The following is a 721-nucleotide window of genomic DNA, read 5'->3' as shown; positions in this document are numbered from 1 at the left end:
GTGCCGGGGCGGGGAACGGCTCGCCGGGGCGTAACTACCTGGTGGTGTTCGGGATGGACGCCGCCGCGGGGCTGCTCGCCGAGACCGATCCCGCCACGTTCCGTTCCGGCCACGACGACCTGCGCGCCCTGCTGCGGCAGGGGCCCGGCCACGGGGTGCACCTGCTCGGCTGGTGGCGCGGGCTGCGCCGACTCGCCGACGACCTCGGCGGTACGCAGAACCGCGACGACGTCGCCTGCCTGGTCGCGTTGAACGTGCCCGGCACTGAACTTGGCCTCCACCTCGGCGTGCACGACCTGGCGTACACGCCCCGGGCCGACCGGGCGCTGCTGGTCGACCGGCACGACCAGCGGGTCCGGTTGATCGTGCCGTTCGCCCGGGACGGGCACGGATCCGACGGGCAGGAGTGAGCGTGTCCACCTTCGAGGAGTACGCCGCGCTGGCCCGCAACCTGGCCGCCCAGCAGCGCGCCGGCGAGCACGGTGCCGCCGCCGAGGCCGAACGCCAGCGTGACCTGGGTGCCGCGGTGGAGTACCTCGACCGGCGGCTGACGGCCCAGGGGCAACGTCTCGACCAGTTCGGTCGCACGATCGGCGCCGCACCGGGCTCCCCGCCGGTGTCGGGCCCGCCGGTAGCGCCCGGAACGCCGGCTGCGTCGGGCTTTTCGCCCACGTCCGGTCCACCGGCCACGTCGGGCAACGGACCGGGGACGGTGGGGACC

2 pseudogenes are annotated in these 721 nt (G+C 75.3%); both read left to right on the top strand.

The window, feature by feature from the left end:
* Window positions 1-410, top strand: a pseudogene (locus C1I95_RS34285) (FtsK/SpoIIIE domain-containing protein); the annotation flags it as partial.
* A 2-nt stretch (window positions 411-412) separates the two neighbouring features.
* Window positions 413-721 (top strand): annotated as a pseudogene (locus C1I95_RS34280) (hypothetical protein); the annotation flags it as partial.

Source organism: Micromonospora craterilacus, from assembly GCF_003236315.1.
Lineage (GTDB): Bacteria > Actinomycetota > Actinomycetes > Mycobacteriales > Micromonosporaceae > Micromonospora > Micromonospora craterilacus.
The sequence above is the reverse complement of the archived record's forward strand: the minus strand, read 5'-3'. Positions and strand labels throughout refer to the sequence as shown.